This window comes from Paenibacillus sp. FSL R7-269, from assembly GCF_000517865.1.
Lineage (GTDB): Bacteria > Bacillota > Bacilli > Paenibacillales > Paenibacillaceae > Paenibacillus_AQ.
The window spans coordinates 69,029-76,236 of record NZ_ASPS01000073.1; the positions used below are offsets into that span (position 1 = coordinate 69,029).

General features: G+C 51.4%; 4 protein-coding genes. 3 read left to right on the plus strand and 1 reads right to left on the minus strand.

Translation table 11 applies throughout. The features are described 5' to 3' along the window. Positions 1-32: 32 nt before the first annotated feature. Positions 33-1,943, plus strand: a complete 1,911-nt coding sequence (gene gyrB / locus C162_RS27580) for a DNA topoisomerase (ATP-hydrolyzing) subunit B (RefSeq protein ID WP_036699893.1) — start codon at positions 33-35, stop codon at positions 1,941-1,943. A gap of 100 nt (positions 1,944-2,043) precedes the next feature. On the opposite strand, the gene C162_RS27585 is transcribed toward gyrB, so the two are convergent. Beyond that, positions 2,044-2,931, minus strand: a complete 888-nt coding sequence (locus tag C162_RS27585; RefSeq protein WP_036699896.1) for a YheC/YheD family protein — start codon at positions 2,929-2,931, stop codon at positions 2,044-2,046. 295 nt (positions 2,932-3,226) lie between these two features. On the opposite strand from C162_RS27585, the gene gyrA reads away from it, so the two are divergent. Continuing rightward, positions 3,227-5,767, plus strand: a complete 2,541-nt coding sequence (gene gyrA / locus C162_RS27590) for a DNA gyrase subunit A (RefSeq protein WP_036699897.1) — start codon at positions 3,227-3,229, stop codon at positions 5,765-5,767. Between the two features lie 160 nt (positions 5,768-5,927). Continuing rightward, a complete protein-coding gene (locus tag C162_RS27595) occupies positions 5,928-7,028 on the plus strand; it encodes an HD-GYP domain-containing protein (protein ID WP_036699899.1) in 1,101 nt (366 codons plus the stop codon). The last annotated feature ends 180 nt before the right edge of the window (positions 7,029-7,208 follow it).

The following is a 7,208-nucleotide window of genomic DNA, read 5'->3' on the forward strand; positions in this document are numbered from 1 at the left end:
CAGGAGATAATCTGAAAGAAGTAGGTGAAGGCATGTCAATGAATCAACCGACATATGATGAGAGCCAGATTCAGGTACTGGAAGGGCTGGAAGCAGTTCGGAAACGTCCCGGCATGTACATTGGCTCCACCAGCTCCAAAGGTCTGCATCATTTGGTCTGGGAGGTTGTCGATAATAGTATCGATGAGGCGCTGGCAGGTTTTTGCGACCGGATTCAAGTCATAATTACTGAAAATAATAGTGTGACTGTTATTGACAACGGGCGGGGAATTCCTGTCGGTGAGAACGTCAAGCTGAAGAAGTCCACGCTTGAAGTGGTCATGACTGTCCTGCATGCGGGCGGTAAGTTCGGCGGCGGGGGTTACAAGGTGTCCGGCGGTCTTCACGGCGTAGGGATCTCTGTGGTTAACGCCTTGTCCGAGAAGGTAGTTGTCACTGTCAAACGTGACGGGCATGTCTACCAGCAGGAGTACAACCGCGGTGTGCCGCAATATGACATCCGAGTGATTGGGGATACAGAGGAGACGGGGACCACCACCACCTTCCACCCGGACCCGGATATTTTTACCGAAACCACTACTTTTGAATACTCCACGCTCCTTACCCGTATCCGAGAGCTGGCCTTCCTGAACAAGGGCATTGAGTTGTCACTGCTGGATGAACGGACCGGGGTCAACAATACGTTCAAGTATGAAGGCGGTATTGTGGAGTATGTGAAATATCTTAACGAGAAAAAAGAAGCTCTTCATGAGGATCCCATCTACGTGGAAGGCTCACGGGATATGATCGCGGTTGAAGTGGCTCTCCAATATAACGATTCATACACAGAGAATATCTATTCGTTCGCTAATAATATCAATACCCATGAAGGCGGAACGCATGAATCCGGCTTCAAGAGTGCCTTGACGCGGATCATTAATGACTACGCACGCAAGGCAGGCGTAATCAAGGACAGCAGTCAGAATCTGACCGGTGATGATGTCCGGGAGGGTCTGACGGCGATTATCTCCGTCAAGATTCCTGAGCCGCAGTTCGAAGGTCAGACCAAGACAAAGCTCGGCAACAGTGAAGTCCGCGGGATTGTAGAATCGCTGTTCGGCGAGAAGCTGCAGGAGTTCCTGGAAGAGAACCCTGCCGTTTCGCGCAAGGTGCTAGAGAAGTCATTGCAGGCTTCTCGTGCCCGTGAAGCGGCCAAAAAGGCCCGTGAGCTAACCCGCCGCAAGAGCGCGCTTGAAGTCAGTGCCCTGCCGGGCAAGCTGGCGGATTGCTCCTCTAAGGATGCATCCATTAGTGAGCTGTACATCGTCGAAGGTGACTCTGCGGGCGGATCTGCCAAGCAGGGCCGGGACCGTCATTTCCAGGCCATCCTGCCGCTGCGCGGCAAGATCCTGAACGTGGAGAAGGCCCGGTTGGACCGGATCTTGTCCAATGCGGAAATCCGGGCAATTATCACTGCTCTCGGAACCGGGATCAGCGATGATTTCGATCTCTCGAAGGCGCGTTACCACAAGGTGGTCATCATGACCGATGCGGACGTTGACGGTGCCCATATCCGAACGCTGCTGCTGACCTTCTTCTACCGTTACATGCGGAAGATTGTCGATGCGGGATATATCTATATCGCCCAGCCGCCGCTCTTCAAGATCGAGCGCAACAAGGTTGTGCGCTATGCACAGAGCGAGCGGGAGCGCGATGAGATCATTTCGACCTTCGGCGAGAACGTGAAGGTTAACGTTCAGCGCTACAAGGGTCTCGGTGAGATGAACGCCGCTCAGCTCTGGGACACTACGATGGACCCTGAGAGCCGCACCATGCTGCAGGTGACCATTGAGGATGCCATGCTGGCAGACAGTATCTTTGACACCCTGATGGGGGACAATGTCGAACCGCGCCGCGAATTCATTCAGGAGCATGCGCAATCGGTCAAGAACCTGGATATTTGATCAGTTTACAGCGAACCTCCGGATCATCCCTTGCGGGTGAAGCCGGAGGTTTTTAAGTATAAGATGGAGGGTATATAGCCTGCCACTTGAATACATAGAGTTAGATGTTCAATATTCGCTTGCGGCGGCTGGTTACGGACTTCCGTTTAGGCTTCAACCGTCCATAGGCCACAGCATAACGGTGGATTCTGCGGTAAATTGCTTTGTTCGGGAACAATTTGAAGACAATGATGGAGGGTAAGGTATTTACTTCAAGCAGCCATAGATCGTGATGCTGGTCCATGGCTACATCAAGCCCCAGCTCCTTAAGACCTGGATAAGCCGTCTCGAGCTGCGCGCCGATTCGGACGCCCAGGGATTTCAGCTGCTGGATGGTTGCAGACATTTCGTCAGAACTCATATGCTCCTTGAACAGGGTATCTACCGGGAAAACACTGCCCCCGCTGTGATAATTCGTAATCACCTTCTGCGGCGCGGCGACCCGGCCAAGCATGCCTGTAGACTCCCAGCTTCCCTGAGGATTCTTCTGGGTAAGCACGCGCAGGTCGAAGGGACGGTTCTGATGCTGAAGCAGATCAATGCCCTGCTGGACCAGGTAGGTGCGGTCTCCAACCCGGGGCAACAGTGCAGCATGAAGCTCCTCGGGGCTATAAAAGACCTCGGCGTCCTTTGCATAGCGCAGGATATACATCAGCTTCGGCTCTGCCGGTACTTCTGCTTCACTGCTTTCGGATTCTGCCTCCGGCCCATCGGTATCGGGCTGCTGCCCGCTGGGACTTAAGTGCACTATCCTTTGCTCGGCTCTCATCACTCCGCTGCCATAGGTGCCGCGGTCAGGTTTGATATATACCGTGCCGTGCAGATGTAGCATTTCTTTAAGCTCCTCCAGGCTGTATTTACGCGTTTCGGGAATGTAGACCGAGAGCTGACGGTTTTGCAGAATGACTTTCGTTTTTGCCCATTTGCTGGACACGCGCTGAATCTTCATGTTCTGCCTCCGTTTCTTTACGCATCGCGAATTTTCAGGACAAGAAAGCTAAATAATGTTATAATATAAGGATATGAGATTATGCTATTTGGGACGAAAACAGGGGCATGAAGCCAATCCTCTTGTCTCTACAGTCTATGTACTGAAGACAGCAGCGGAGAGGGCGTATATCCTTATCCGTACTAAAAGAAAATCAATATAGACGATAACAGGCTATCATGTTTAATTGTGCTGGTTTTGTGAAAGTAATATAATATAGGGTAGCGGTTTTTAACTGAAGGAGGTCCACCAACTCATGGCTGAACAAAATAACCCGCAAATCAGGGATCGGGACATTGGCGTGGAAATGCGCGAATCCTTTATGGATTACGCAATGAGCATCATTGTAAGCCGGGCTTTGCCGGATGTGCGGGACGGACTCAAGCCTGTTCACCGACGCATTTTGTTTGCGATGTCGGAACTTGGAATGTCCTCGGATAAGCCACACAAGAAGTCAGCTAGAATCGTCGGTGAGGTTATCGGTAAGTATCACCCTCACGGTGACTCGGCAGTCTACGAAACAATGGTACGTATGGCACAGGATTTCTCCATGCGCTATATGCTTGTAGACGGTCATGGTAACTTCGGTTCCATCGACGGAGATATGGCAGCTGCGATGCGTTATACCGAAGCGCGCCTGTCCAAAATTGCCGGAGAAATGCTCCGTGATCTGAACAAGGAAACGGTTGATTTCGCCCCCAACTATGACGGCGAAGAGAATGAGCCTGTAGTTCTGCCTGCACGTTATCCCAACCTGCTGGTCAATGGTGTAGGCGGGATTGCGGTGGGTATGGCTACCAACATTCCTCCGCATAATCTCGGTGAGGTCATTGACGGAGTACAGGCGATGATCAAGAACCCGGATATTACACCTATGGAGCTTATGGAATATATTCAAGGCCCGGATTTCCCGACGGCCGGTTATATTTTGGGCCGGGAAGGAATCCGTCAGGCTTACCGCACCGGACGCGGATCGGTTACCATGCGTGCCAAAGCGGTCATTGAAGAGAATAACGGCAAGGCAAAGATTATTGTGCATGAGCTTCCTTACCAGGTGAACAAAGCCCGGCTCGTAGAGAAGATTGCGGAGCTGGTGCGTGAGAAACGCATCGAGGGCATTACGGATCTGCGTGATGAGTCTGACCGTAACGGAATGCGCGTAGTGGTTGAATTGAGACGGGATGTGAACCCGAGCGTTGTACTCAACAATCTCTACAAGCACACCTCTATGCAGTCCACCTTCGGGATCAACATGCTGGCGATCGTCAATAAGGAGCCGAAGATTCTGAACCTGCGTGATGTGCTGTATCACTATTTGCAGCATCAGATCGAAGTCATCCGCCGCCGGACCATCTTCGACCTCAAGAAGGCGGAAGCACGGGCACACATTCTGGAAGGTCTGCGGATAGCACTGGATCATCTGGATGAGGTTATTGCCCTGATCCGCGCCTCACGCACCACCGACATTGCCCGTGAGGGCCTGATGGAGACCTTCAGTCTGAGCGTAGAGCAGGCCCAGGCGATCCTCGATATGCGGATGCAGCGCCTGACCGGTCTGGAACGCGAGAAGATTGAGAATGAATATAATGAATTATTGGCCAAAATCGCAGAATACCGTGAGATTCTGGCTAATGAGCATCTCGTGCTGGATATTATCAGCAATGAGCTGCAGGAGATCCGGGATAAGTACTCCGATGACCGCCGTACAGAAATTACGGTTGGGGAAGAGAGTATTCTTGACGAGGATCTGATCCCGCGTGAAGAGGTTGTAATTACAATCACCCACACCGGTTACATTAAGCGTCTTCCAGTCAACACCTACCGCAGCCAGAAGCGCGGCGGGCGCGGTGTCATCGGGATGGACACCAAGGACCAGGATTTTGTGGAGCATCTCTTCGTGAGCAACTCCCATAACTACCTGATGTTCTTCACCGATAAGGGTAAGGTGTACCGGATCAAGGCCTATGAGATTCCGGAGCTTGGACGCACTGCCCGGGGGACGCCGATCATTAACCTGATTCAAATTGAGCAGGGAGAGAAGATCAGCGCGGTTATCCAGGTGGAAGAAGCGGACAGCGATAAATACCTGTTCTTCGCTACCCGTGAGGGGATTGTGAAGAAGACGCCTCTGGAAGATTACAATAACATCCGCAAGGGCGGCCTGATTGCCATCAATCTCCGTGAAGAGGATTCACTGATTGAAGTGAAGCTGACCGACGGAGAGCAGAATCTGATTATCGGGACTGCACGCGGAATGTCGATTACCTTCTCGGAGAATGATGTGCGCTCAATGGGCCGCAGTGCTACCGGAGTGAAGGGGATTACGCTTGATTCCAATGACCATGTCATTGGCATGGACTGCGTAGATCCGGAGCTTGAGGTACTGATCGTAACCACCAAGGGCTACGGCAAGCGGACGCCTGCCGGTGACTACCGGTCCCAGACCCGTGGCGGTAAGGGTATCAAGACGATTAACCTTACGGACAAGAACGGGCCGGTTGTCGGGCTGAAGGTCGTCAAGCAGGACGAGGATCTGATGATTATTACGACCAGCGGTACCCTGATTCGTACCAGTATGGACGGAATATCCACCATGGGCCGTTATGCGCAGGGGGTTAAGCTGATTAACATCCGTGAGGATGATGCTGTAGCTACACTGTGCAGAGCTGACAAAGAGGATGAAGAGTTGTCTGAACATGAGGACGGCGAAGACATTCAAGGAACTCCGGTAGAAGGCGAGGGCGAAGTCAGCCAGCCTGAAGCGGGTACCGTGAACGAAGACGACAACCTCGAATAAGGATTGCAGGAGAGCATGGGTTTCTGATGTATAGAAATCCATGCTCTTTTTTTATACCCTATTAACTAACGAACGGGGAATTCTCTATCTAGCCGCTTCCCGGGTTCCATACTATAATTAGAGAATTACAGGTGTCACCGACATAAAGGGGCTTAGGCTAATGCCAAACATATCCGTTGGAGAGATTAAAGCGGGTTCAAAGATTATAAAGGATGTAATTACTCCTTTAGGAGGAGTACTGTTCGGGAGGGGCAAGATCATTCTCCCCCGGGATATTGAGATTTTGCAGGCTTTTTTGATCGGACAGGTTGAGATTGAAGGGGCACAAGGGGAGGATAAGCCGGCAGAGAGCGCTAAACCGGCAGTGAAGCAGCAAGCGGCCAAGGCGGGTGCCCTGATTAATGAATCGGTGCTGGCCAAGAGTAATTCTCCGCTTCATGATGAGTATGAGAAAATGCTGGTGCTCATCAAGCAAAGCTACCGTGCAGCGGCCGCAGCGGCTCTTCCGATCTTCGAACTGCGGAGTCAGCTGGAGCAGCTGATTACCCATTTGAAGGATTACCATGTCCTAAAGTTTGCGCCGCGTGTGCTGATTGACCAGGAATACAACTATCATAATGCTGTTTTGTCTGCCCTGACCTCCTATCGAATTGCCCAGTGGTGCGGATATCCGCAGAAGGACTGGATGCAGGCTGCTTTTGCCGGCTTGCTGCACGATATAGGTAACATTAAGGTGGACGAAGCGCTGCTGCTGAAGCCGACCCCTCTTAGCGCTGCAGAGATCGACGAGGTACGCAGGCACACTACATACGGTTATCAGCTGCTGCGCAATGTTACAGCCATTAACGAAGGGGTTAGACTAGCCGCCTTGCAGCACCATGAGAAGATAGACGGTTCAGGCTATCCGCTTAGGCTGGATGGCAGCCAGATTCATTTCTACGCCAAGATTGTGGCAGTCGCTGATATCTTCCATGCCATGACGCTGGGAAAAGCCTACAGAAAGGCACAGTCGCCTTATCTGGTATTGGAGCAGCTGCAGAAAGAAAGCTTCGGGAAGCTCGATCCGGTAATCGTACAGACCTTCATTCAAAAGACGACAGACCTATATAACGGTACACGGATACGGCTCAGCGACGGACGTCACGGGGAAATCATCTTTACCGACCGTAACAACCCGACAAGACCTATGGTTCAGGTTGAAGGAAACATCGTTAATCTGATTAATGAACGGGAGCTGCATATTCAAGAGATTATAGCTTAAGCACGCGGACAGAGGAGTAGAGCTATGCTAACTTGCTTGCCGGGATAAGGCTAGTTATGGGAAGCGTAGCTTTAGATAATGGATTTGAAATAAATGCTTGCAATGAATCTCTATCCATGATATATTCTATTTCTGGCCGCGAAACATCAACGCCGAGCTCGAAAAAGAAGTTAAAAAAAG

Excerpts from the sequence above, each read along its gene's own strand:
- gyrB (WP_036699893.1), top strand. The coding sequence starts at position 33 with ATGTCAATGAATCAACCGACATATGATGAGAGCCAGATTCAGGTACTG.
- C162_RS27585 (WP_036699896.1), bottom strand. The coding sequence starts at position 2,931 with ATGAAGATTCAGCGCGTGTCCAGCAAATGGGCAAAAACGAAAGTCATT.
- gyrA (WP_036699897.1), top strand. The coding sequence starts at position 3,227 with ATGGCTGAACAAAATAACCCGCAAATCAGGGATCGGGACATTGGCGTG.
- C162_RS27595 (WP_036699899.1), top strand. The coding sequence starts at position 5,928 with ATGCCAAACATATCCGTTGGAGAGATTAAAGCGGGTTCAAAGATTATA.